The organism is Burkholderia diffusa, assembly GCF_001718315.1.
Lineage (GTDB): Bacteria > Pseudomonadota > Gammaproteobacteria > Burkholderiales > Burkholderiaceae > Burkholderia > Burkholderia diffusa_B.
Genome location: NZ_CP013362.1, coordinates 848,017 through 871,015 on the forward strand (window position 1 = coordinate 848,017; position 22,999 = coordinate 871,015).

General features: G+C 65.0%; 22 protein-coding genes. 13 read left to right on the forward strand and 9 right to left on the reverse strand.

Annotated features, from left to right (window positions below; translation table 11 throughout):
• Positions 1 to 19 precede the first annotated feature (19 nt).
• Positions 20 to 1,660 carry a chaperonin GroEL gene (groL, locus tag WI26_RS03800; protein ID WP_059466950.1) on the forward strand — a complete coding sequence of 547 codons (1,641 nt, stop codon included), beginning with the start codon at positions 20 to 22 and terminating at the stop codon, positions 1,658 to 1,660.
• Positions 1,661 to 1,800: 140 nt separating this feature from the next.
• On the opposite strand, the gene WI26_RS03805 is transcribed toward groL, so the two are convergent.
• The 4 genes from WI26_RS03805 to WI26_RS03825 form a co-directional block, all read right to left on the reverse strand.
• On the reverse strand, positions 1,801 to 3,849 hold the full coding sequence (locus tag WI26_RS03805; RefSeq protein WP_155768734.1) for a hypothetical protein: 2,049 nt from the start codon (positions 3,847 to 3,849) through the stop codon (positions 1,801 to 1,803).
• Positions 3,850 to 4,528: 679 nt separating this feature from the next.
• Positions 4,529 to 5,176, reverse strand: coding sequence for a class I SAM-dependent methyltransferase (locus tag WI26_RS03815; protein ID WP_069225231.1), 648 nt, complete (start codon positions 5,174 to 5,176; stop codon positions 4,529 to 4,531).
• A complete protein-coding gene (locus tag WI26_RS03820) occupies positions 5,173 to 6,168 on the reverse strand; it encodes a glycosyltransferase family 2 protein (protein ID WP_069225232.1) in 996 nt (331 codons plus the stop codon). The genes WI26_RS03815 and WI26_RS03820 overlap by 4 nt, the downstream gene beginning before the upstream one ends.
• A 462-nt stretch (positions 6,169 to 6,630) precedes the next feature.
• Complete coding sequence (locus WI26_RS03825; protein WP_059466951.1) at positions 6,631 to 7,497, reverse strand: hydroxymethylpyrimidine/phosphomethylpyrimidine kinase; 867 nt, start codon at positions 7,495 to 7,497, stop codon at positions 6,631 to 6,633.
• A gap of 253 nt (positions 7,498 to 7,750) precedes the next feature.
• On the opposite strand from WI26_RS03825, the gene WI26_RS03830 reads away from it, so the two are divergent.
• From WI26_RS03830 to WI26_RS03865, 8 genes are all read left to right on the forward strand, one after another.
• Positions 7,751 to 7,921, forward strand: coding sequence for a rubredoxin (locus tag WI26_RS03830; protein ID WP_004186709.1), 171 nt, complete (start codon positions 7,751 to 7,753; stop codon positions 7,919 to 7,921).
• Positions 7,922 to 8,024: 103 nt separating this feature from the next.
• Positions 8,025 to 9,326 (forward strand): hypothetical protein, encoded by a 1,302-nt coding sequence (locus WI26_RS03835; protein ID WP_069225233.1) that lies wholly within the window; start codon positions 8,025 to 8,027, stop codon positions 9,324 to 9,326.
• 171 nt (positions 9,327 to 9,497) lie between these two features.
• Entirely contained in the window at positions 9,498 to 10,076 is a 579-nt protein-coding gene (locus WI26_RS03840; protein ID WP_044846295.1) for a YqgE/AlgH family protein, read from the forward strand.
• Positions 10,073 to 10,522 carry a Holliday junction resolvase RuvX gene (gene ruvX, locus WI26_RS03845; RefSeq protein ID WP_059466953.1) on the forward strand — a complete coding sequence of 150 codons (450 nt, stop codon included), beginning with the start codon at positions 10,073 to 10,075 and terminating at the stop codon, positions 10,520 to 10,522. Before WI26_RS03840 ends, ruvX begins: the two co-directional genes overlap by 4 nt.
• Positions 10,509 to 11,024, forward strand: a complete 516-nt coding sequence (pyrR, locus tag WI26_RS03850) for a bifunctional pyr operon transcriptional regulator/uracil phosphoribosyltransferase PyrR (RefSeq protein WP_069225234.1) — start codon at positions 10,509 to 10,511, stop codon at positions 11,022 to 11,024. Before ruvX ends, pyrR begins: the two co-directional genes overlap by 14 nt.
• Before the next feature lie 74 nt (positions 11,025 to 11,098).
• Complete coding sequence (locus tag WI26_RS03855; protein ID WP_044846292.1) at positions 11,099 to 12,130, forward strand: aspartate carbamoyltransferase catalytic subunit; 1,032 nt, start codon at positions 11,099 to 11,101, stop codon at positions 12,128 to 12,130.
• 52 nt (positions 12,131 to 12,182) lie between these two features.
• Positions 12,183 to 13,460: a dihydroorotase gene (locus tag WI26_RS03860; protein WP_059466955.1), complete on the forward strand. Its 1,278-nt coding sequence runs from the start codon at positions 12,183 to 12,185 to the stop codon at positions 13,458 to 13,460.
• Positions 13,461 to 13,479: 19 nt separating this feature from the next.
• Positions 13,480 to 14,337, forward strand: a complete 858-nt coding sequence (locus WI26_RS03865; RefSeq protein WP_069225235.1) for a lysophospholipid acyltransferase family protein — start codon at positions 13,480 to 13,482, stop codon at positions 14,335 to 14,337.
• 33 nt (positions 14,338 to 14,370) lie between these two features.
• Here WI26_RS03865 and WI26_RS03870 read toward each other — a convergent pair whose 3' ends face one another.
• Positions 14,371 to 15,210 carry a symmetrical bis(5'-nucleosyl)-tetraphosphatase gene (locus WI26_RS03870; RefSeq protein ID WP_069225236.1) on the reverse strand — a complete coding sequence of 280 codons (840 nt, stop codon included), beginning with the start codon at positions 15,208 to 15,210 and terminating at the stop codon, positions 14,371 to 14,373.
• 292 nt (positions 15,211 to 15,502) lie between these two features.
• On the opposite strand from WI26_RS03870, the gene rfbB reads away from it, so the two are divergent.
• From rfbB to rfbD, 4 genes are read left to right on the forward strand one after another with little or no spacing between them, the layout of a single operon-like run.
• A complete protein-coding gene (rfbB, locus tag WI26_RS03875) occupies positions 15,503 to 16,564 on the forward strand; it encodes a dTDP-glucose 4,6-dehydratase (RefSeq protein ID WP_069225237.1) in 1,062 nt (353 codons plus the stop codon).
• Positions 16,565 to 16,575: 11 nt separating this feature from the next.
• A complete protein-coding gene (gene rfbA / locus WI26_RS03880) occupies positions 16,576 to 17,469 on the forward strand; it encodes a glucose-1-phosphate thymidylyltransferase RfbA (protein ID WP_069225238.1) in 894 nt (297 codons plus the stop codon).
• Complete coding sequence (gene rfbC / locus WI26_RS03885; protein WP_069225239.1) at positions 17,454 to 18,005, forward strand: dTDP-4-dehydrorhamnose 3,5-epimerase; 552 nt, start codon at positions 17,454 to 17,456, stop codon at positions 18,003 to 18,005. The genes rfbA and rfbC overlap by 16 nt, the downstream gene beginning before the upstream one ends.
• A 20-nt stretch (positions 18,006 to 18,025) precedes the next feature.
• Complete coding sequence (gene rfbD / locus WI26_RS03890) at positions 18,026 to 18,922, forward strand: dTDP-4-dehydrorhamnose reductase (RefSeq protein WP_069225240.1); 897 nt, start codon at positions 18,026 to 18,028, stop codon at positions 18,920 to 18,922.
• Between the two features lie 8 nt (positions 18,923 to 18,930).
• On the opposite strand, the gene WI26_RS03895 is transcribed toward rfbD, so the two are convergent.
• Genes WI26_RS03895 through rfaE1 form a run of 4 tightly spaced genes read right to left on the reverse strand, consistent with a single transcriptional unit; the run spans position 18,931 to position 22,996 of the window.
• Positions 18,931 to 20,052: a glycosyltransferase family 4 protein gene (locus WI26_RS03895; protein WP_069225241.1), complete on the reverse strand. Its 1,122-nt coding sequence runs from the start codon at positions 20,050 to 20,052 to the stop codon at positions 18,931 to 18,933.
• Between the two features lie 19 nt (positions 20,053 to 20,071).
• Positions 20,072 to 20,950 (reverse strand): GDP-mannose 4,6-dehydratase, encoded by an 879-nt coding sequence (locus tag WI26_RS03900; RefSeq protein WP_069225242.1) that lies wholly within the window; start codon positions 20,948 to 20,950, stop codon positions 20,072 to 20,074.
• A 13-nt stretch (positions 20,951 to 20,963) separates the two neighbouring features.
• The gene (gene gmd / locus WI26_RS03905; RefSeq protein ID WP_069225243.1) at positions 20,964 to 22,004 is read right to left on the reverse strand and encodes a GDP-mannose 4,6-dehydratase; all 1,041 of its coding nucleotides are present in this window, start codon (positions 22,002 to 22,004) and stop codon (positions 20,964 to 20,966) included.
• 44 nt (positions 22,005 to 22,048) lie between these two features.
• On the reverse strand, positions 22,049 to 22,996 hold the full coding sequence (gene rfaE1 / locus WI26_RS03910; RefSeq protein WP_069225244.1) for a D-glycero-beta-D-manno-heptose-7-phosphate kinase: 948 nt from the start codon (positions 22,994 to 22,996) through the stop codon (positions 22,049 to 22,051).
• Positions 22,997 to 22,999: the final 3 nt, after the last annotated feature.

A 22,999-nucleotide genomic window follows, 5' to 3' on the forward strand; every position in this document is an offset into this window, starting at 1 on the left:
GAATTCAAGGAGTTAGAAGATGGCAGCTAAAGACGTCGTATTCGGCGATTCCGCCCGTTCGAAGATGGTCGAAGGCGTGAACATTCTCGCCAACGCAGTCAAGGTCACGCTGGGTCCGAAGGGCCGCAACGTCGTGCTCGAGCGCAGCTTCGGCGGCCCGACGGTCACCAAGGACGGTGTGTCGGTCGCGAAGGAAATCGAGCTGAAGGACAAGCTCCAGAACATGGGCGCGCAAATGGTCAAGGAAGTGGCTTCCAAGACCAGCGACAACGCAGGCGACGGCACGACGACGGCAACCGTCCTCGCGCAATCGATCGTTCGCGAAGGCATGAAGTACGTCGCATCGGGCATGAACCCGATGGACCTGAAGCGCGGCATCGACAAGGCAGTCGCAGCGGCTGTCGAAGAGCTGAAGAAGATCAGCAAGCCGTGCACGACGAACAAGGAAATCGCACAGGTCGGCTCGATCTCGGCGAACAGCGACTCGTCGATCGGCGATCGCATCGCTGAAGCGATGGACAAGGTCGGCAAGGAAGGCGTGATCACCGTCGAAGACGGCAAGTCGCTCGCCGACGAACTCGACGTCGTCGAAGGCATGCAGTTCGACCGCGGCTACCTGTCGCCGTACTTCATCAACAACCCGGACAAGCAAGTCGCCGTCCTCGACAACCCGTTCGTGCTGCTGCACGACAAGAAGGTATCGAACATCCGTGATCTGCTGCCGGTGCTCGAGCAAGTCGCGAAGGCTGGCCGTCCGCTGCTGATCATCGCTGAAGACGTCGAAGGCGAAGCGCTCGCAACGCTGGTCGTCAACAACATCCGCGGCATCCTGAAGACCGTTGCGGTCAAGGCGCCGGGCTTCGGCGATCGTCGCAAGGCCATGCTGGAAGACATCGCGATCCTGACCGGCGGTCAAGTCATCGCGGAAGAAACCGGCCTGACGCTCGAGAAGGCAACGCTGGCAGAACTGGGCCAGGCGAAGCGCATCGAAGTGGGCAAGGAAAACACGACGATCATCGACGGCGCAGGCGAAGCCGCGAACATCGAGGCGCGCGTCAAGCAAGTTCGCACGCAAATCGAAGAAGCGACGTCGGACTACGACCGTGAAAAGCTGCAAGAGCGCGTGGCCAAGCTGGCCGGCGGCGTGGCAGTGATCAAGGTCGGTGCTGCGACCGAAGTCGAAATGAAGGAAAAGAAGGCACGTGTCGAAGACGCACTGCACGCAACGCGCGCAGCTGTGGAAGAAGGCATCGTGGCAGGCGGCGGCGTTGCGCTGATCCGCGCTCGTACCGCGATCGCAGGCCTGACCGGCGCGAACGCCGACCAGAACGCCGGCATCAAGATCGTGCTGCGCGCAATGGAAGAGCCGCTGCGCCAGATCGTCACGAACGGCGGCGAAGAAGCGAGCGTCGTGGTGGCGGCAGTTGCTGCAGGCAAGGGCAACTACGGCTACAACGCAGCAACGGGCGAGTACGTCGACATGGTTGAAGCCGGCGTCGTCGACCCGACCAAGGTCACGCGCACCGCGCTGCAGAACGCAGCTTCGGTTGCAGGCCTGCTGCTGACGACGGACGCAGCTGTTGCAGAACTGCCGAAGGAAGACGCACCGATGCCGGGCGGCATGCCGGGCGGCATGGGCGGCATGGGCATGGACATGTAATCGACTTCGGTCGATGGTGTCCGGAGCGCGTAGCGATGCGCGCTCCAGCCAAAGAAAAAGACCCGCAGCGATGCGGGTCTTTTTTTATGCGCGCTGCCGGGACGAGTGTTCAATGAACATCGCCTGCGAGATGTGTCACGCTAGTCGCGCATTTCGATCAGCGCATAGTATGGTCGGTTCTTGACGATCAGGCGGGGATGCCGGGAGAGGTAATCCAGCACCTGCGCATAGCGCGTGCGGGCACCGGCAAGCTCGCTCGGCGAAGGTGGCCATTGATGGGCGTTCCACAGCAGATCGACGTAACTGATCACCACTGCGTTTGCGTCACCGCTTTCCAGCGTGTGCTCGATGTTCGCCGGAAGCGTCGCCAAGTCGGACGCAAAGAGCGTGGAGATGGACGGCGGCCATTGCGAACTGGCGAGTGCCACGTTCTTGTCGCCGCCGATGTTGTACGTCCGCGTGCCGGACTTGGTCGCGAGGTACGCTGCCAGGAAGTCATTGCCCTGTGGAAAGAATACCGTGACACCGCCCTTCGGCGCATCGTGCTGGAAGTCGGTGACGATCGAGCGGTCGAGCATCGTGAATTGCTCCCGAAAACGGATCGGTGCGTGCAGCAGGACGTCCCGTTCGTCGATGTGCGCGTCCGATGCGGTGATATCGACTTCGGGGTTCGGCAGATTGGATATCAGCATGGCAGCCAGCAGCAGCCATGCCGTCTTGTGTCTGCCGCGGGTCGACAACTCCGCAATCAACAGCACGAATAGCGCCCAGAATGCGAGACTGGACAATGCAGTCCATCGATACGACGCGCGCATGCTCGAGAAGCCGGGGACGTGAGCGGACAGCCATGCGGTACCAGTCGGTCCGACCGCGAGTTCAGGCGGCATGCTGACCTGGAAGTTGCCGGCTTCCCGGTCGGTGACCGGTCGCTGCGAGTCGATTTTCAGCGACGGTCCGAACGCGAGGTAGGTTGCAAGTATGCCGAGCGCGAGTAGCGGAACGGCGCGGGCCTTGTTCGCCGTCAGCTTGAAGCCGGCCAGTCCGACGAGGATGACGGGTGCGCTGAACGTTGTGAGCCACACGGACGCATCGCCGTAGAACGCGACGTCGCTGCGTGGCGTGCTGACGCGAAGGACATCCCATATCCAGAGCAGCCCCTCGGTCGGCTGCAACAGCATTGTCACGTCGACGCCGAAGCCGCGAAACACGGAGATTGGATCGGCTGCGAAGTCGTGCGTACCGACGAATCGCGCATACAGGACATAGGCCATGCCGAATCCGGTCATGTAGAACGGCAAGCCGATGGCGAGGACGCGAATGCTGGTGCTGCGACGCAGTGCGAGTTGTGCGACGAACTGAACGCCCGCGCCGACCCCGAACATCACGAACGTATAGCCGTCGGTGAAGGCGGCTACGCACGCGAGTGCGACGAACGCGGTGCCGCATGCGGCGACCGTCGTCGCTCGTCCGGTGGCGGCAACGTCGCACAAGGATTGCGTCGTCCAAAGATACAGTGGGAGCAGCGCAATCCCGATCGACAGCATCGAATAGCCGGCGTGCATCCAGACGAGCGGCATGGTCGCCCACACCGTCGCGAGCGCCAATGCGTGGGACCGCCGTGCGCCGAGCGATAGCGCATAGCGCATCGCGCCCCACATTGCGAGTGCGAGAAATCCTGCGATCGTGACGTTGTACGCGTCAGCGACGCCGAGCGGTGTCGTGACAAGCAGCGCGCTTTCGACCACCGCGCCGGACAATCCGAACGCAATTCGCGCCGCGTCCGGAATGCCGAAATCGTGCGCGAGAATCGAGGGCCAGCCATGGTTCGCGAACGATAGCGCATACGATGAAATCCAGAGCGCCTGACCCAGTGTCGGAAGTGTAACGAACGGCACGGCGCCATAGACGGCGAAGACGATCGCCAGAGCAGAGATGAATGGCAAAGCCGTTCGTGCGAGCGAAAGGTGGGTAGTCCAGCGGGGGCGCATGAGGTTCAGTTCGAGGTGCGGCGGACAAAGGTGGCGCCGACAAAGAAAATCAGGTCGCCTGTCACGGTCACCATGCGGCCGAGGACGATCGCCGTAATGAGATCCGCTTGTCCCACGATCCCATGCATCAGCCAGTACAGGGCGGCTTCCCGAACGCCGATACCTGCCGGTGCGCCCGGCGTGACGAGTCCGGCGAGCCACGCCACGACGTAGGCGCCGCAGACGGGTAGCCAGAAACCCTCGCGAAGCGCGTCGACCGTTGTGTGTGCGGACGCGATGGCGAGCAGTGCGCAAAAGATGAGCCCCGCAGCAAGCAGAAATGCCGCATGCAGCGATACAGCGCGAGCCACCTGCCGGGACCAGGCCGTCCCGATTGTCCACGCGGTGATGACAAGCAGTCCTGCGAATGCGGCAGCGGCCACCGAAGCGCCGACTGCCGGCCATTTGAGCGGAGCCGCCAGCAACGCGAAGGACAGCGCGGTCGATGCAATGACGGCGAGTTCCCATCCGATCGACTTCGCGACGGGCCACGCAGGCAGGCCCGCAGCGATGCTGATCGCCTGGCGTCCGGCAAGATGGAAGATGTTTCCCGGCGTGTATTTGGCAAGCTGCGATATGCCATACGTCCGAATGGTCCACGCCAAGGGCGGCTCGACGCCATGGTGGGCGAGCAGGTGCCGCCACGCGAGCGCCAGCAGCACGCCGCACGCGCCGTAGCCCGCGCTCAGCAACACTACGGCGCTCCACATCGTCGCAGAGAATGAGTCGAGTGAAAGCTGGCGGCTGTACTCGACGAGCTTCATGCCGACGAAGATCGTCCCGAGTGCGCCGAGCGCGCTACCGACGAGATGTACCCAGCGCCGTTCCCGTGTGCCGAACTTCACTCGTGTGTAGCGCTGCGAGGGCGGCAGAGCAGCATCGTCCACGGCAACGGCGTGCGTACGCATTCGATCTCGAAACGTGTGGAGATGAAGGAGAGGAACGCTCGGGTCGACCAGCGCTGAACGTGGCCGGGCGTGTTCCCGAGCGCGGGCAGATATTTTCCCCGCGCGAGGTTCATGGCGCTCCAGATCGGTTCGCGTGGCACGCTGAAAATCACGTGGCGCGCACCCAGCGCCTGAATGTTGCGCAACGCGACTTCCGGCTGCTCGAGATGCTCCAGCACTTCGCAGCAGACGACGAGATCCGCTTGCACATCCTGCGGCCGCAGGTTGTAGACGTCGCGCCGAGAAAAATGTGCGGGATCGATTCCACGTGCCATCGCGTTTTCCTGCGCGATCTCGATTACGCGGCCCGAAAAATCGCTGCCGGTGGCCTGAAGGCCTTGTTGCCGCCACCGCAGAACCCAATATCCTTCGCCGCAGCCGATTTCGTGGATGGACGAAGGTGCCGCCCGGGCCACGACGTCGGTCAAGGCTTCGTCGAAACCTCGCATCAGGCGTCGGACGATCGGGTTGCGCGAGCCGTACTTGTCGTAATGGTTGCCGACGACGATCCCGTCTTCGGCCATGCCCTGTGCCATCTTCATCGGACGACCTCGAGCGCGCGTGCCGCATCCTTGTCGAGCTGCGACGGGGCCGTACTGTCCGTCTGCATCTGCTTGACCATGAATCGCACGTCCTCGAGCAGTTTGCGGTTGGTGGACAACAGGTCCGCGACGATGGCAATCAGCAGTGTCTGGAATCCGGCACCCACGAGTATCGACGCGAGAATCAGCGACTGGACGTGCCCGGTGCCGTGACCGATCGCCCAGAAATAGATGAAGCGCAGCCCAGTCGCCACGCCTGCGCCGAGCAGGATCGTGCCGAGCGTGCCGAAAAAGGCGGCGGGCCGGTAGATCACGAAGATCCGGAGGATCGTATGGGTGGAGCGCATCACGTACGAACCGATGCTCTTCACCAGTCGCGACGGTCGAAGGAATCCGTTGACCCGGATTGGCACCGACATGATCGACATGTCGCGCTGACCGGCCTGGATGATCGTCTCGAGCGTGTAAGTGTAATTGCTGAAAACCGTCAGCCGCTGTGCGGCGTGGCGGCTATAGGCGCGAAAGCCGCTCGTCGTGTCGGGAATGTCGGTGCGGCTCACCGCGCGGACCACCCAGCTGCCGATTTTCTGCAGCGCTTTCTTGAGCGGCGAAAAATGCGCGATCTCATCGATCGGCCGCGCACCGACGACGATATCGGCGTCACCAACATAAATTGGGCGGACCAGCGCGGGAATATCCGCGGCATTGTATTGATTGTCGGCATCGGTATTGACGATCACATCTGCGCCGCGTTGCAGGCACGCTTCGAGTCCGGTCATGAAGGCGCGTGCCAGACCGCGATTGCGCGGATGCCGGATGATGTGATCGACGCCGGCAGCCCGTGCAACCTCGATGGTCCCGTCACTGCTGCCGTCGTCGATAATCAACCATTCGACCCTGTCAAATCCAGGGATTCGGCGAGGCAGCGCCGCCAGTGCAATCGGCAATGTGGCGGCTTCGTTGAAGCACGGAACTTGAATAATTAATTTCATTGCCTGCCAGAGAGTAATTCGCCTATAGCTGCTGGCGTTCAAATATCAAAGAACAATATCGAATCCGGCGAACATCACTGGAATATAGAACAGATCGAAATGCGGAAAATTACAGGAAGTTACATTCGGGCATTGATTGCGGGGGCGCGATCGAGGGGCGCAAGTGCGACGTCCCGCAGAGGCAGTTGCATGATTGTTTTCATGATCGCCGATCCGGGTGGACGTACAGCCGCGGCCGGTGGCCATGCAGTGACACCCGACGCAGTCGGTATCTTGTAATTAAATGTTGCAAAGAACGGGTCGCACGATCAGATATGGAGTGTTTGTCGTCGTCGGACGGCGACGCACAGAATACGGGGGCAAGGGCGCGATAACCGGCGGTCTGAATGGCGGTCACGCGCGCGACCGTATGCACGTCAGCGCGAAGGGCCACCTCGCGAGCACGCGTCCGCCGCGCGGACGTCAATGCCGAGCGATCCGCGGCGAGCTTTTGCTGCTCTCCGTCACCGGACGCCCGCCTTCCTCATCATTGCTGCGCGCCCAGAAGAACCGGTCGGGCAGGTACGCGCCCATGCCGGGCCGGAACGCGTCGCGCACGGCCTGGTACAGGTATTCCTGCGCCTCGCGCACCGCTTCGGGCGGCTCCTGGCCGTTCGCGAGCAGCGCCGCGATCGCCGCGCCGAGCGTGTCGGTGATGCCCATCAGCCGGTGCGGCGAACGATCCCACATGTCTTCGCGAAGCTGGCCTTCCTCGCCGTACAGCGTGTTGACGAGCCGGTGCGAGCCGGTTTCCGACGACAGGATGTACTCGCAACCCTGCGACAACAGATGCGACACAGCGGCGTCGAGATTCGGCGCCTCGGCATCGCCGTCCGGCTGCGCGAGCGCGATCAGCGTCGCGTGGTCGGCGACCAGCAGCGTCGTCTGCGGCGCGAGCAGGTCGGCGATCGATTCGCGCAGGTCGTCGGCGGCGAGCACGTGCTCGTCGTCGAGCGTGAAGTCCGGTGCGAGCACGAGCGGCACGCCATCGTAGTCGGCGACCACTTCCGCGATCGCGCTCACGACTTCCGCGCGCGTCGCGGCGCCGATCTTGAACGCGGCGACCGGCATGTCCTCAAGCAGCATGCGCGCCTGGGCGGCGACGACATCGGGATCGAGGCCGGTCACTTCGTCGCAGGCGGCGGAGTCGCGCACGGTGTAGCCCGTCAGGACGGACACACCGTGACAGCCCATGCTCGCCAGGGTCATCAGATCGGCTTGGAGGCCGGAGCCGCCGGTGGGATCGGACAGGCCGAAGGTGAGGACGATCGGAGGGGCGTTGCTGGACATGTAAAAATGGGGCAAGAAAAAAACGGGGAAGCGACAGAACTGCGGACGGCGAGGCGAAGTGGGCATTTGGCCCCGTGTTGCCCGGCAGGCCGCACTTTTCAGCCATTATGCGGCGGAATCCGGCCCGCACGACGGAATTTTTAGCGCAGCGCAACGTAGTCGTCGTACTCCAGTGCGATTGCTAGGCAGTCCGGCCCCGACACGGTACCATCATGGCTCCCGAATTTACCGACTTTTCCCGACGCGGCTTAAGATGGAATACAAGAGCTGGATGTGCCTGATTTGTGGCTGGATTTATGACGAAGAAGCCGGGCTGCCCGAAGAGGGCATCGCCCCGGGCACGCGCTGGGAAGACGTCCCGATCAACTGGACGTGCCCCGAATGCGGCGCTCGAAAGGAAGACTTCGAGATGGTCCAGATCTGACGGACCCTTGGCCCACGGACACACCGCTTCGGCCTCGCGGTTGCCGGGCGCTAGCGCGCCGCGGCCGACGCGAGCGACTTGACGATGACAGGCGCGCGTGTCCATGACGTCAGATCCGGCGAACACTCCCCACCCTGAAGCACTGCCCAACCCTCGCGGCGGGGCCGTGCGTGCGGCCGACGCGTGGCTCGCGGCGGCCGCCGACGCATTCGGGCACCGAGACGACGCGGCCGCGCCGCTGTCGGCCGCCGCCGCCGTACTGGCGGAGGCCGGCTGGCTGCCGGCCGCCCGTTTCGCGGGGCAGCTGGCCGCCGCGGTGCCGCTCGTCGCCGCCGAACCGATTTCCGCCGCCTGGCGCGCCGCGCTGAGCGATTTCCGCGCGGCGGTCGGGCGCCACAACCTGCGCGAGCTGGCCTGTTCGCCCATCCTGTTCGACCATTTCCGTGTGCTGCGCGCGCAAGCCGCGGCCGACCTGCGCGCGAGCGTGCCGCTCGACGTGCTGGCGCTCGTCGGGCGCGCGATACCGCCGGCGACGCTGCGCGTGCTGCCCGACGCATTCGCAAGCCGGGCGCGGGCCCGCTACGAGCAGGCGCTGCTCGGCGTGCTGCGCGCGCCGCGAGGCACGCCGGACGCGGCGCTCGACGAACTCGACGCGATCCTGACCGCGCTGGCCGACGGCGCGCCGTATGACTTCTGGCGGCTCGCCGCCGCATGCCTGCGCGCGCTGCGCGCGAGCGCCGCACCCGAACTGAAGCGTTTCCTCGCACGCACCAACCTGCTGCTCGGCGAGCACGCGCACGGCAGGCGCAGTGCGCCGCCGGCGCTCGTGCGCGAGACGGTTGCGCTGCTGTGGCGCGATTTCGCGCTGTTCGGCGCCGCTGCGGAAGACGTCGCGCTCGTCGACGTGCTGCACGATTACGGGCTGACCGTGGACTGGCACGTCGCCGGCACGCCCGCGTCCGAGGCGCTGTGGGAAACCGACGCCGCGCGCGCCGAGCGCGATGCTGTCGCCGTGGCGCCCACCCGCATGCTGGGGGTCGTGACCGTCAACGCGCATGCGTATGAGGATTTCCTGCAGACGGCCGACGCGTCGATGGCCGATCTGGCCGTCGATCCAGCCGCGGCTGATACGGGGGCCGCATGGCACGCATCCGCGGCGGCCTACCGGGTCGGCACGGCCGCGTGTGCACTCGGGCTCGGTCACGCGGCGCTGCTGGCCGACACGCTCGGGCTCGCGTGGCGCCGCGCCGCGCACGGCATGCCGCTCGCCGACGGCGGGCTCGACGCACACGCGCGCGCGTCCGACATGCTGCGTGCCGCGCTGTTGAAGATCGCCGCCGGAGTGGCGCCGCCGGACTTGACCGCGGCGTGCGGGGTGCTCGGCGCGGCGCTCGGCCGAGACTGATGCGCAACGGGGCGGCAGCCCTTGTCGCGCGGGCCCGCAACACGCTGCCGACAGCACCCGCGCGCGTGTTAGAGTGCCGTGTGATCCGCGCGCGTCGTTGCCAGCGTCGCGCGGCGTTGCTTGTTGATCGCGGCCCGGTCAGGTCGCGGCGTCTTTGCTAAAATTCAAACCATGTCAAAGCCTTCCGATCGCATCAATCTCACCAACCAGTTCCTGATCGCCATGCCGAACATGGCGGATCCGACGTTTTCGGGAACGGTGGTCTATCTTTGCGATCACAGCGAGCGCGGGGCGCTCGGCCTCGTCATCAATCGTCCCACCGACATCGACCTCGAATCGCTGTTCAGCCGCATCGACCTGAAGCTCGACATCGAGCCGCTGCTGCACATTCCCGTGTACTTCGGCGGCCCGGTCCAGACCGAGCGCGGCTTCGTACTTCACGAGCCGGTCGAAGGCGCGAACTACAACTCGTCCATGTCGGTCGAGGGCGGGCTCGAGATGACGACGTCGAAGGACGTGCTCGAGGCGGTCGCGACGGGCACCGGCCCGAAACGCTTCCTGCTGACGCTTGGCCATGCAGGCTGGGGCGCCGGGCAGCTCGAGGAGGAGATTTCCCGCAACGGCTGGCTGACTGTCGCCGCCGATCCCCGCATCGTGTTCGACACGCCGGCCGAGGAGCGCTTCGAAGCCGCGCTCGGCCTGCTCGGCGTCAGCTCGTCGATGCTGTCCGGCGAAGCAGGGCACGCATGAGTGGCGCGAGCGCGCGCGATGCAACGCTCCTGGCGTTCGATTATGGCGAGAAGCGGATCGGCGTCGCGATCGGCAATGCGCTGACGTGCTCGGCCCGCGCCCTCGTCGTGATTCCCAACCTGAACCGCGAGCACCGCTTCAAGGCGGTCGGCGAACTGCTGGCCGAATGGCGCCCGGACGCGCTCGTCGTCGGGCTGCCGATGCATCCCGACGGCACGCCGCACGAGATGACGCAGCAGGCGAAGCGTTTCGGCAACCAGTTGAACGGCCGTTTCGGGCTGCCCGTCACGTGGGTCGACGAACGCTATTCGTCGGTCGAGGCCGAGGCCGGACTGCGCGAGCGCAACGTGCGCGGCCGCGCTCGCGCCGAGATGCTCGATGCCGAGGCCGCGCGCGTGATCCTTCAACAGTATCTCGATCAATTGTCCGACCATGAGCACCATTGACGCCGACGCGCTCTACCGCGTCCTGCTCGACCAGATCCGCGACGCATACGGCACGGCCTTCGCCGAGCCGGGTGGCCCGCGGCTCGCCGGTATTCACAGCGGTGGCGCCTGGCTTGCCGAGCGCCTCGCGCGCGATCTCGGCGCGCCGGGGTTTGGCGTCGTGAACGTCGCGCTGCATCGCGACGACTACGCGAAGAAGGGGCTGCACAGCCAGGCGAGCCCGACATCGCTGCCGTTCGAGGTCGACGGCGCGCGCATCGTGCTCGTCGACGACGTGCTGTACACCGGCCGCACCGTGCGCGCTGCGCTCAACGAACTGTTCGACTACGGCCGTCCGGCTGCGGTCGAGCTTGCGGTGCTCGCCGATCGAGGCGGCCGTGAGCTGCCGGTCGCCGCGCGCTTCGCGGGCGGCATGCTCGACGTGCCGGCCGATGCGACGCTCGTGCTCGCCCGCGACGAAGCCGCGCAACTCACGCTGCGCATCGAGGCGCACGGCGCCTGACCGAGCCGCGAAATCGTATCCCGGGCCGCCGGTTCGCGCCGCGGCCCGTTTGCATAGTTGGAATCACGCACACCATGACCACCGACACCACTGGCCGCACCGGCAATCCCGCCGCGGCCGCGAGCCCCGAGCGGTTCCGCTACGGTTTCCTGAAGGGCAACCCGCAGCTCACGAAAAACGGCGAGCTGAAACACCTGCTGTCGATCGAGGGCCTGCCGCGCTCGATCGTCAACCATATTCTCGATACGGCCGAGCAGTTCGTCAGCGTGACGGACCGCGAGGTGAAGAAGGTGCCGCTGTTGCGCGGCAAGTCGGTGTTCAACCTGTTCTTCGAGAACTCGACGCGCACGCGCACGACCTTCGAGATCGCCGCGACGCGCCTGTCGGCCGACGTGCTGAACCTGAACATCAACGCATCGTCGACGAGCAAGGGCGAGTCGCTGCTCGACACGATCAACAACCTGTCGGCGATGCATGCCGACCTGTTCGTCGTGCGCCACGCATCGAGCGGCGCGCCGTACCTGATCGCCGAGCACTGCGCGCCGCACGTGCACGTGATCAACGCCGGCGACGGCCGACATGCGCATCCGACGCAGGGTCTGCTCGACATGTACACGATCCGTCACTACAAGCGCGACTTCACGAAGCTGCGCGTGGCGATCGTCGGCGACATCCTGCATTCGCGCGTCGCGCGCTCGGACATCCACGCGCTCACCACGCTCGGCGTGCCGGAAGTGCGCGCGATCGGCCCGCGCACGCTGCTGCCCGGCGGCCTCGAGCAGATGGGCGTGAAGGTGTTCCACAACCTCGACGAAGGACTCAAGGGCGTCGACGTGATCATCATGCTGCGCCTGCAGAACGAGCGGATGAGCGGCGCGCTGCTGCCGTCCGCGCAGGAATACTTCAAGACCTGGGGCCTGACGCCCGAGCGCCTCGCGCTCGCCGCGCCCGACGCGATCGTGATGCATCCGGGCCCGATGAACCGCGGTGTCGAGATCGATTCGCAGGTAGCCGACGGTCCGCAGTCGGTGATTCTCAACCAGGTCACGTTCGGCATCGCCGTGCGGATGGCGGTGATGGGCATCGTCGCCGGCAACAGCGACTGAGCCCGCTTTCGCGCATCCTTATTCACGCAATCAACGCATTCACAGACAGCGCATGAAGATTCATATCCAAGGCGGCACGCTGATCGACCCGGTCGCCGGCACCGAACGGCAGGCTGACGTATTCGTCGCGGACGGCAAGATCGCCGCGCTCGGCGCCGTGCCGGCCGGTTTCAACGCGGACAGGACGATCGACGCGTCCGGCCTGATCGTCGCGCCCGGTCTCGTCGACCTGTGCGCGCGGCTGCGCGAGCCGGGCTACGAGCACAAGGCGACGCTCGCGTCCGAGATGGCCGCGGCCGTCGCGGGCGGCGTCACGACCCTCGTGTGCCCGCCGGACACCGACCCCGTGCTCGACGAGCCGGGCCTCGTCGAGATGCTCAAGTTCCGCGCCCGCAACCTGCGCCAGGCCAACGTCCATCCGCTCGGCGCGCTCACCGTCGGCCTCAAGGGCGAAGTGATCACCGAGATGGTCGCGCTGACCGAATCGGGCTGCGTCGGCTTCACGCACGCGAACGTGCCGGTGCGCGACACGCAGGTGCTGCTGCGTGCGCTGCAGTACGCCAGCACCTACGGCTACACGACGTGGCTGCGTCCCCTCGACGCGTTCATCGGCCGCGGCGGCGTCGCCGCGAGCGGCGCGCTCGCGTCGCGACTCGGCCTGTCCGGCGTGCCGGTCGCGGCCGAGACAATCGCGCTGCACACGATTTTCGAACTGATGCGCGTGACGGGCGCACGCGTGCACCTCGCCCGGCTGTCGTCGGCGGCCGGCCTCGCGCTCGTGCGCGCGGCGAAAGCCGAGGGGCTGCCCGTGACGTGCGACGTCGGCGTGAACCACCTGCACCTGATCGACGTCGACATCGGCTACTTCGATTCGCAGTTCCGGCTCGACCCGCCGCTGCGCGGCGAGCGCGATCGCGAAGCGATCCGTGCGGCGCTCGCGGACGGCACGATCGACGCGATCTGTTCCGATCACACGCCGGTCGACGACGACGAGAAGTTGCTGCCCTTCGCCGAAGCGACGCCGGGCGCGACGGGGCTCGAGCTGCTGCTGTCGCTGACCGTGAAGTGGGCCGATGAAACGAACACGCCGCTCGCACAGGCGCTGCGCCGCATCACGGCTGCGCCGGCCGATGTGCTGCAGTTGCCGGCGGGCCGTCTGGCCGAAGGCGGCGCGGCCGACCTGTGCGTGTTCGACCCGCGCGCGCACTGGCGCGTCGAGCCGCGCGCGCTGAAGAGCCAGGGCCACAACTCGCCGTTCCTCGGCTACGAACTGCCTGCCTGCGTGCGCGCGACGCTCGTGGCGGGCCAGGTCGCGTTCGAGCGCCACTGAACCACGCCGGATCCTCGCCATGACCGCACTTCGCAAGCTGCGTCTCGTCTTTCACCTGTTGCGCGGCATGGCGATCGTCGCGCTGCGTTTTTCGCATGTCACGCCCGCGCATCGCGCGGAGTTGACGCGCCGCTGGTCGCTCAAGATGCTGCGCATCTGCGGGATGCGTCTCGTCGTGCACAACGACGGCGCGCGCCTCGACGCGGGGGCGCTCGTCGTCGGCAACCACGTGTCGTGGCTCGACATCTACGCGGTCAACGCTTGGCGGCCGACGCCGTTCGTGTCGAAGGCCGAGGTGCGGCAATGGCCGGTCGTCGGCTGGCTGGCGGAGAAGCTCGACACCGTGTTCCTGCAGCGCGAGAAACGTACCGAGGCGATGCGGGTCATGCACGAGATGGCCGACCGGTTGCGCAACGGCGGCGTGATGTGTGTGTTTCCGGAGGGCACGACGTCGGACGGGCAAGGGCTGCTGCCGTTCCACGCGAACCTGTTCCAGGCCGCGGTGTCGGCCGGCTGCGCGGTGCAGCCGATCTGCCTCATGTACGAGGACGCGCAGCGGCGCCAGTCGGTCGCGCCCGCGTATACGGGCGAGCTGTCGCTCGGGATGTCGCTCGACATGGTGCTGCGCGGCGGCCCGCTCGTTGCGCACCTTTACGTCTGTGAGCCGATCGCGCCGGGCGGCGACCGCCGCGCGACTTCTGCGGCGGCGCGCGATGCGATCGCGGCGGCGCTCGAGACGCTGCAGGCGAAGGTCGGCAAGCCGTCGCCCGAGTCGCTGGCGGAGCTGGAGAAACATGCATATCCGGCGACTGAAGTCGGCGGCGGCGCGGCGGGCGATGCGGCGGCCGAGGAGCCGGTGCCGGGACGCGAGGGCTGATGCTTCATTCCGCCCGCGTGCATTGCGCGCGGGCTACTCGCCGCCCGGCGTGCGGCACGCTTCGCACTGCACCTGCGTGACCGTACGCAGCGCCGGATCGGCCATCAGTCGTACGGCCGACAATCGATTTCCCCATACGCACCCCGAATCAAGCGCGATGACGTTGTCGCGCAGCATCAGGCCGAGCGCGGCCCAGTGGCCGAATACCATCGTGACGTTCTCGGTGCGGCGGCCCGGTGCGTCGAACCACGGCAGATAGCCTGGCGGCGCGCTTTCCGGGCCGCCGTTCGTCTTGAATTCCATCGCGCCGTCGGGCGTGCAGAACCTCAGGCGCGTGAACGCATTGAATGCGACGCGCATCCGGTCGCGTTTTTTGAGGTTCGGACTCCATTGGTTCGGCTCGTTGCCGTAGAGGCCTTGTAGTGTGTCGCGCCAATCGGGCGCGCGCAGCGCGTGTTGCAGCTCGTCCGCGAGTTCCAGTGCCAGTGTGGCGTCCCATTGCGGCAACACGCCTGCGTGGACGAGCAGCATCCCGTTTTCGAAGTGCGCGAACGGGCGGTGGCGCACCCAGTCGAGCAGGGCGTCGGCGTCGGGCGCGTCGAGGATCTCGCCGATCGTGTCGCCCGGGCGCTCCGTGCGGATGCCGGCCGAAACCGCAAGCAGGTGGAGATCGTGGTTGCCGAGCACGACCGTTGCACGCGGGCCGAGCTCGACCAGCGCGCGCAACGCGGCGAGAGAATCGGGCCCGCGGTTGACGATGTCGCCGGCGATCCAGAGTGGGGTGTCGGCGGGGGGTGAAAGCTTTTCGAACAGCGACTGGAAAGCTGAATGACAGCCTTGGATGTCGCCGATGGCGATGGGGGGCCGGCTCATGAGGGTAGGCGCATTGTCGAGGAGGTTGAAGTCGTGATGGAGGCGGGCCGTGACGGAGCGAGATGTCTCGATTGCCGTCCCATGATAATCGACTGTCGAATGCGTGCAATGCCGCCTCGGCGCGGTTGGTGCAGGGGGGCGGGTAGTCAGGCGCGCGATTTTTACGGTCTTCGCCGGGCGGCTCAAGATGATCCGGTAAAATTTCGGCCCTGACGTGACGGCCGTTTGCACTGGCAAGTCGAAGGCGGGCGGTACCAGCCGGTGCCAGCCGCGTACTATTTGAGAGAATCTCATGATCCTGATTACGGGCGGTGCGGGATTTATCGGCGCCAACTTTGTACTCGACTGGCTGAATCAATCCGACGAAGCCGTACTCAACGTCGACAAGCTTACCTATGCGGGCAACCTTCGCACGCTGCAATCGGTCGAGAAGAATCCCGGGCACGTGTTTGCGCGGGTTGATATATGCGATCGCGCGGCACTCGATGCGCTGTTCACCGAATACAAACCGCGCGCGGTCCTGCATTTCGCGGCGGAAAGCCACGTCGACCGTTCGATTCACGGGCCGGCCGATTTCGTGCAAACCAACGTCGTCGGCACGTTCACGCTGCTTGAAGCGGCGCGCATCTACTGGAGCGGTCTCGGCGATGCCGACAAGGCGGCGTTCCGGTTTCTGCACGTATCGACGGACGAGGTATTCGGCTCGCTGTCCGCGACGGATCCGCAATTCACCGAAACGACCCCCTATGCGCCGAACAGCCCGTACTCGGCAACGAAGGCCGGTTCGGATCATCTCGTGCGTGCCTATCATCATACGTACGGCCTCCCGACGCTCACGACAAACTGTTCGAACAACTACGGTCCGTACCAGTTTCCGGAGAAACTGATCCCACTGATGATCGCGAACGCGCTCGCCGGCAAGCCGTTGCCCGTATACGGCGATGGCATGAACGTGCGCGACTGGCTGTATGTCGGCGACCATTGCAGTGCCATCCGGGAAGTACTCGCACGCGGCGTGCCCGGCGAAACCTACAATATCGGCGGCTGGAACGAAAAGACGAATCTCGAAGTTGTGCACACGCTGTGCGACCTGCTCGATCGCGCCCGCCCGAAGGCGGCTGGCTCGTATCGCGAGCAGATCGCCTACGTGAAGGATCGCCCCGGCCACGACCGCCGCTATGCGATCGATGCGCGCAAGCTCGAGCGCGAACTCCAGTGGCGTCCCGCCGAAACATTCGAGACCGGGCTGGCGCGGACGGTGCGGTGGTACCTCGATAATCAGCAATGGGTCGACGAAGTCGCGTCGGGCGAATATCGGAAGTGGGTCGAAACCAATTACGCGGAACGGAACTGAGGGCTTACCCCATGGCACGCAAAGGCATCATTCTCGCCGGCGGTTCCGGCACACGCCTGTATCCGGTCACGCATGTCGTATCGAAGCAGTTGCTGCCCGTATACGACAAGCCGATGATCTATTATCCGCTGTCGACGCTGATGGTCGCGGGAATCCGTGACGTGCTGATCATTTCCACGCCGCAAGACACGCCGCGCTTCGAGGCGATGCTCGGCGACGGCGGTCAGTGGGGCATGAATATCCAGTATGCGGTACAGCCGTCTCCGGACGGCCTCGCGCAGGCATTCCTGATCGGCCGGGACTTCGTCGGCAACGATCCGTCGGCACTCATCCTCGGCGACAACATCTTCTACGGCCACGATCTAGCAAAGCAGCTCGACCGGGCAGACGCACGCGATACGGGAGCGACGGTGTTCGCCTATCACGTGCACGATCCCGAACGCTATGGCGTGGTCGAATTCGACCAGTCCTTCCGGGCACTGTCGATCGAAGAAAAGCCGACCAAGCCGCGTTCGAATTACGCGGTCACGGGCTTGTACTTCTACGACAACCGCGTGTGCGATATCGCCGCCGAGATCACGCCGTCGCCGCGCGGCGAGCTGGAAATCACCGACGTCAACTCGCTCTATCTCGCGGATGGTTCGCTTAACGTCGAGATCATGGGGCGCGGCTATGCATGGCTCGACACCGGCACGCATGATTCGTTGATCGAGGCGGCCAGCTTCATCGCGACGCTGCAGAAGCGTCAGGGGCTGGTCGTCGCGTGCCCCGAGGAAATCGCGTATCGCCGCCGCTGGATCGATGCGGAGCAGGTGCTGAAGCTCGCACAGCCGCTGGCGAAAAACGCATACGGGCAGTATCTCAAAAATATCCTGACGGACCAGGTCGCATGGCTATCCAAGTAACCGCAACGGCGTTGCCCGAAGTGAAGCTCATCGAGCCGAAGGTGTTTGGCGATGCGCGAGGATTCTTTTACGAGAGCTTCAACGCACGGGAATTCGCCGAGCGTGTCGAGGCCGGTGTCGAATTCGTCCAGGACAACCATTCGCGCTCGGCGAAGGGCGTGCTGCGCGGACTTCACTATCAGATCGAGCGTGCGCAGGGAAAACTCGTGCGCGTGGTCGAAGGCGAGGTGTTCGACGTTGCGGTCGACATCCGGCGCAGCTCGCCGAACTTCGGCAAGTGGGCCGGCGTGGTGCTGACCGGCGAGAATCATCGTCAGCTTTGGGTTCCGCCGGGGTTCGCGCACGGCTTCGTCGTGCTGTCCGACACGGCGCAGTTCCTCTACAAGACGACCGATTACTGGTACCCGGAACACGAGCGGTGCCTGTTGTGGAACGATCCCGCGCTGGGCATCGACTGGCCGTTCGACGGTGAACCTCAGCTGGCGGCGAAGGATGCGGCCGGCAAACGTCTGGCCGATGCCGACGTGTACGCGTAAGCGCGAGCCGGAGCGATACGATGCAACGCAAACACACCATTCTCGTGACGGGTATCGGCGGCCAGGTTGGTTTCGCGCTGCTGCGCCATCTGCAGGGGCTCGGCGAGATTGTCGGGCTCGACCGGACGGCGTTCGATCTCACCCGCCCGGACATGATCCGGGAAGTCGTGCGCACGATCCGCCCCACGCTGATCGTCAATCCCGCCGCGTATACAGCCGTCGATGCCGCCGAGCGTGAGCGTGATCTTGCGATGGCGATCAACGCGGCTGCGCCGCGCGTGCTGGCTGAAGAGGCGGCGCAGGTCGGTGCATCGCTGATTCACTATTCAACGGACTATGTGTTCGACGGGACGAAGGCCGATCCGTATGTCGAGACCGACGCGACGAATCCATTGAACGTCTACGGCCAGTCGAAGCTGGACGGTGAGCAGGCCATCGCGGCGGTTGGCGGCCGTCACCTGATCCTCCGCACGAGCTGGGTCTATGGCGCGCGAGGCCGAAATTTCCTGACAACGATGTTGCGCCTCGCGAAAGAACGGAACGAACTGAAGATCGTTGCTGACCAGTTTGGCGCGCCGACGTGGTCGGAAACGATCGCGGCGCTGACTGCACACGTCGTCGCACAGGCGCTTGTGTCGGATGATGCCGACGCGTGGTGGCGCCGACATGGCGGGCTCTATCACATGACGGCGGCGGGGGGCGCCTCGTGGCACGAATTCGCGACGGCGATCTTCGAGCAAACCCGCATGGAACGCGCGCTGACGGTCTTGCCGATCCCTGCCTCGGCTTATCCGACGCCCGCGTCGAGACCGGCCAATTCGCGGCTGGCAAACGACCGCTTCATGCGTGCGTTCGGTCTCGCGGCGCCGCAATGGCGTGATGCATTGCAATTATGCTTGGACGGCATGACCGGTTGACGACCGTCTCAGGCCGGCCGCTGCTCGCGCAACACGCGCTCGTAGATTTCAACGTAACCGTCGACCATCTTGTCGGCGGTGAAGCGCGCTTCGTAGCGTTGCCGTGCCGCCGCGCCGAACCTGGCCGTGAGTGCTGCGTCGTTCGACAGCGTGTCGAGTGCGTTACGCAGGGCCGGCGTGTCGCCGAGCGGGACGACCAACCCGGTCTCGCCGTTCACATTGACGAACGATGTGCCGGTCCCGATTTCCATCGACACCATCGGTTTGCCGAACATCGATGCCTCGAGCAGTGAGATCCCGAATGCCTCGGAGCGCAGATGAGACGGAAAGACGAGCGCCTCGCAGAGCTCCAGCAACGCGATCTTGTCCTCGTCGGGCGATGCGCCGGTAAACAGCAACTGTCCTTCCACGCCGAGCTTGCGCGCTTGCGCCTTCAGTTCCTGTTCCATCGGGCCGGCGCCCACGATCACGACGCGGTGGTTGGTGCCGTGCAGCGCGTCGAGCAGCAGATGCAGCCCCTTGTAGTAGCGCAGGTTGCCGACGAACAGGAAGAACTTTCCGCCGATCTCGCGCCGCCAACGTGCGAGCGTCGCATCGGTCGCACGCGGATACGCGGCTTCGTCGATGCCGATCGGCACGACGTCGACCTTGTCGCGGAAACGTTGAAGCACCGGGCTCGTGTCGACGTAATTCGGCGATGTTGCGACGATTCGGGTGACCGAGTCGAGAAAGCGAAGCATCAGCGGCCGATACACCTTCAGCAGGTTCTTCTGCCGGATGATGTCCGAGTGGTAGGTGACGACCGACGGCTTGCCAGAACGCGCGGTCAGGTGAACCATGTCCGCGAACGGCCACGGAAAATGGTAGTGGACGATATCGGCGTCGCGCACGAGTTCCCGGTAGTGGCGAAACGCGGACACGGAGAACGGCGATGACGCGATATCGATCGTGACCTTGGCGCGGTGGTGCAAGTGGCTGCCGAGGTCGACGGTCGACGTGTTGCGGCTGACTGTCAGCACGTCACTGCGGATGCCGCGTGCCGCGGCGCCGTCGCAGATGTGCCAGATCATCTGCTCGACGCCGCCCATCGAGTCGGGTTTGTAGGTTTTGTAGAAATGCAGGACGCGCATTGCGAATCGGTAGGCTCGGTTAGTCTGCTGCAAGCATCCAGCGCAGCGTCGAACGCAGATCGATCGGCGCGACGTCCGGCACCGCGGCCCGCAGCTTGTCAGGCACGCCCGTCAGCATCTTTACCTCGTTGGCACGGACGAAAGCCGGGTTGACCTCGACGTCGAGATCGTGTCCCGAGATCTCGCGGCACATCTCGACGATGTCGGTCAGCGAATGGGCGGTGCCGCTGCACACGTTCACGGTCTCGCCCGCGGTGTCGTTCTCGACAAGCCGGCGATAGACCTCGGCGACGTAGCGGACGTCGGAGAAGTCGCGCGACACGTCGAGATTGCCGAGTTCAATCCTCGGCTTGCGCTCCGCGAAGTGGGATACGATCTTCGGCACCAGGAAGCGTGGCGACTGCCCGCGTCCGGTGTAGTTGAACGGGCGCGTGATCACGATCGGCAGCCGGTCGAACCATGTCCGCACGAGGTGTTCCATCGCGACCTTGCTGGCCGCGTAGTGGTTCACCGGTGCAAACTGCTGCGTTTCGTTCACGGCGCCGCTTGCGTTCCCGTAGATGTTCGCGCTACTGGCGATCAGGATCTTGTCAGGCACGTGGCCGACATCTGCGCATGCCTGCAGCAGGTTGAGCGTGCCGATCACGTTGACGTCGTAGAACATGCTGGCGTCGTCATGGCCAACGAAGCTGATCGCCGCGAGGTGGACGATGCTGGTCGGACGCACTGCATCGATCGTCGCGCGACAGGCGTCCAACGAACAGATGTCGAGCGCGATCAGGCCGTCATGGGCATGATTTCCCGCGCCCGTGACGCGATGCCCCGCGCGCGCGAGCGCATCCCTGACGTAGGCCGCCGTGAATCCGCTCGCTCCGGTAATCAGCGCATGACGTTCCATGAGCGCGGGCCCGTTAGAACGAGAAACCGGCTTCGTTGCGGCGAAGGTCGGCTTCGACCATCATCGCGCAGAGCGTTTCGAGGTTCGTCTCGGGTGTCCAGCCGAGCTTTTCCTTGGCCTTTGCCGGATCGCCGATCAGCAGTTCGACTTCCGCCGGGCGATAGAACTTCGGGTTGACGCTGACGAGGGTCTTGCCGGTCGCGACGTCGATCCCGCGCTCGTTGTCCGCGGTCCCTTCGAAGCGAAGCGTATAGCCGGCCGCCTTGAACGCCATCGTCACGAAATCGCGCACGGTTTCGGTGCGGTTCGTTGCCAGCACGAACGTGTCCGGCTCGTCCGCCTGCAGCATTCGCCACATCCCTTCGACATATTCCTTCGCGAAGCCCCAGTCGCGCTTGGCATCCAGGTTGCCGAGCTCGAGCACGTCCAGTTTGCCGAGCTTGATCTTGGCGACCGAGTCGGTGATCTTGCGCGTGACGAATTCGCGGCCGCGCAGCGGAGACTCGTGATTGAACAGGATCCCGGATGAACCAAAGATGCCGTACGACTCGCGATAGTTGACGGTGATCCAGTGCGCGTACAGCTTCGCGACGCCATACGGGCTGCGCGGATAGAACGGCGTGGTTTCGATCTGCGGAACAGCCTGGACCTTGCCGAACATCTCCGACGTCGACGCCTGGTAGAAGCGGATCTTGTCGTTGACGATGCGGATGGCCTCCAGCACGTTGAGCGCGCCGATGCCGGTGATCTCGGCGGTGGTGACCGGCTGGTCGAACGAGACGCCGACGAAGCTTTGCGCCGCGAGGTTGTATACCTCAGCCGGTTGGGCCGTCTGCAGCAGGCGGATCGTCGACGAAAGGTCGGTCAGGTCATGCTCGACCAGATTGAGGTCCGGATGCCTGGCGATGCCGAGCTCCTCGATGCGCCAGAAATTCACGGAGCTTGTGCGGCGGTACGTGCCGAACACGCGATAGCCCTTGCCGAGCAGCAGTTCCGCGAGGTACGCGCCGTCCTGACCGGTGATGCCGGTGATGATTGCAGTTTTCTTTTGCATGTCAGATCCTCTGTAACTTGCGATGGTTGAACGGGCGGGCAGAATTACTCGGCCGCGAGCGCGTTTTCGAGTTCGTCGAGCGTAATGGTAGCGGTTCCGAGTTTGCCGACCACGATGCCCGCCGCGACATTGGCTTCGTGCATCGCACGCAACCAGTCGCCATGTGTTGCATATCGTACCGCCAGCGTGGCGATGACCGTGTCGCCCGCGCCTGACACGTCGAAAACCTCGCGGGCCTTCGCCGGCTGGTGGTGTGCGCCGCGTGCGTCGAACAGCGTCATGCCTTCCTCGCTGCGCGTGACGAGCAACTTGTCGAGCGACAACTGTTGGCGTAGCGCCTCGGCCTTCGCGGTCAGTTCGGCTTCCGACCCGAACCGACCCGCGACCGCCTTGAATTCCGAGAGATTGGGCGTGAGCAGGGTCGCGCCGCGATAACGTTCGTAGTCGTCGCCTTTCGGATCGACCAGGACCACCTTGCCTTGCGATCGCGCGCGCTGAATCAGCGCCTGCACGCCGTCCAGCGCACCTTTGTGGTAGTCCGAGAAGATCACGACGTCGGCGCGCGGCAGCGCGTCGTCGAAGGCGGCTGCGATCTCGATGAGCACGGGCGGTGCCGGAGTGCGCTCGAAGTCGAGGCGCAGCAGCTGTTGCTGATGGCCGACCACGCGGAGCTTCACCGTCGTATGCAGATCGTCGTCGACGCAGAGCCGCGCGTCGATGCCGTTTTCCCGGCACAGGCGCTCGATCGTGTCTGCATTCGCGTCGCGTCCCGCGACGGCGAGCAGCGTGGCCGTCGCGCCGAGCCGCGCGCAGTTGTGCGCAACGTTGGCGCTGCCGCCGAGCCGGTCTTCGGTCCGCTGGACCGCGACGACGGGCACCGGCGCTTCCGGCGAAATTCGGTTGACGTTGCCGAACCAGTATTGATCGAGCATCACGTCGCCGACGACCAGGATATGAGGCTGGGTATTCACGTTGTCCTCGATAATGGCCATGGG

Coding starts and splice junctions, on each gene's coding strand:
- groL (WP_059466950.1), top strand. CDS start 20: ATGGCAGCTAAAGACGTCGTATTCGGCGATTCCGCCCGTTCGAAGATG.
- WI26_RS03815 (WP_069225231.1), bottom strand. CDS start 5,176: ATGAAGATGGCACAGGGCATGGCCGAAGACGGGATCGTCGTCGGCAAC.
- WI26_RS03820 (WP_069225232.1), bottom strand. CDS start 6,168: ATGAAATTAATTATTCAAGTTCCGTGCTTCAACGAAGCCGCCACATTG.
- WI26_RS03825 (WP_059466951.1), bottom strand. CDS start 7,497: ATGTCCAGCAACGCCCCTCCGATCGTCCTCACCTTCGGCCTGTCCGAT.
- WI26_RS03830 (WP_004186709.1), top strand. CDS start 7,751: ATGGAATACAAGAGCTGGATGTGCCTGATTTGTGGCTGGATTTATGAC.
- WI26_RS03835 (WP_069225233.1), top strand. CDS start 8,025: ATGACGTCAGATCCGGCGAACACTCCCCACCCTGAAGCACTGCCCAAC.
- WI26_RS03840 (WP_044846295.1), top strand. CDS start 9,498: ATGTCAAAGCCTTCCGATCGCATCAATCTCACCAACCAGTTCCTGATC.
- ruvX (WP_059466953.1), top strand. CDS start 10,073: ATGAGTGGCGCGAGCGCGCGCGATGCAACGCTCCTGGCGTTCGATTAT.
- pyrR (WP_069225234.1), top strand. CDS start 10,509: ATGAGCACCATTGACGCCGACGCGCTCTACCGCGTCCTGCTCGACCAG.
- WI26_RS03855 (WP_044846292.1), top strand. CDS start 11,099: ATGACCACCGACACCACTGGCCGCACCGGCAATCCCGCCGCGGCCGCG.
- WI26_RS03860 (WP_059466955.1), top strand. CDS start 12,183: ATGAAGATTCATATCCAAGGCGGCACGCTGATCGACCCGGTCGCCGGC.
- WI26_RS03865 (WP_069225235.1), top strand. CDS start 13,480: ATGACCGCACTTCGCAAGCTGCGTCTCGTCTTTCACCTGTTGCGCGGC.
- WI26_RS03870 (WP_069225236.1), bottom strand. CDS start 15,210: ATGAGCCGGCCCCCCATCGCCATCGGCGACATCCAAGGCTGTCATTCA.
- rfbB (WP_069225237.1), top strand. CDS start 15,503: ATGATCCTGATTACGGGCGGTGCGGGATTTATCGGCGCCAACTTTGTA.
- rfbA (WP_069225238.1), top strand. CDS start 16,576: ATGGCACGCAAAGGCATCATTCTCGCCGGCGGTTCCGGCACACGCCTG.
- rfbC (WP_069225239.1), top strand. CDS start 17,454: ATGGCTATCCAAGTAACCGCAACGGCGTTGCCCGAAGTGAAGCTCATC.
- rfbD (WP_069225240.1), top strand. CDS start 18,026: ATGCAACGCAAACACACCATTCTCGTGACGGGTATCGGCGGCCAGGTT.
- WI26_RS03895 (WP_069225241.1), bottom strand. CDS start 20,052: ATGCGCGTCCTGCATTTCTACAAAACCTACAAACCCGACTCGATGGGC.
- WI26_RS03900 (WP_069225242.1), bottom strand. CDS start 20,950: ATGGAACGTCATGCGCTGATTACCGGAGCGAGCGGATTCACGGCGGCC.
- gmd (WP_069225243.1), bottom strand. CDS start 22,004: ATGCAAAAGAAAACTGCAATCATCACCGGCATCACCGGTCAGGACGGC.
- rfaE1 (WP_069225244.1), bottom strand. CDS start 22,996: ATGGCCATTATCGAGGACAACGTGAATACCCAGCCTCATATCCTGGTC.